This window comes from Chitinimonas violaceus (assembly GCF_052601015.1).
This window is the reverse complement of sequence record NZ_JBQXDJ010000291.1, coordinates 1-255: the sequence shown is the minus strand read 5'-3', so window position 1 is coordinate 255 and position 255 is coordinate 1. Positions and strand designations below refer to the sequence as shown.

The following is a 255-nucleotide window of genomic DNA, read 5'->3' as shown; positions in this document are numbered from 1 at the left end:
GTCGGACAGCCCAGACATTGATGCGCATGGATCTGGTCATTCTGGATGAGTTGGGTTACCTGCCGTTCAGTCAGATTGGTGGTGCTTTGCTGTTCCATCTGTTGTCGAAGCTGTATGAGCACACCAGTGTCATCATCACCACCAATCTAAGTTTCTCGGAATGGTCGAGTGTATTTGGCGATGCCAAGATGACGACAGCCCTGCTGGACCGACTGACGCACCATTGCCACATCGTTGAGACGGGTAATGAATCTT

At 51.0% G+C, this 255-nt stretch carries 1 protein-coding gene; it reads left to right on the top strand.

Annotated features, from left to right (window positions below; all coding sequences use genetic code 11):
- Positions 1-255, top strand: a 255-nt coding sequence (locus ACUHMQ_RS21670; protein ID WP_445297430.1) for an ATP-binding protein, incomplete at both ends; no start/stop codon positions are given.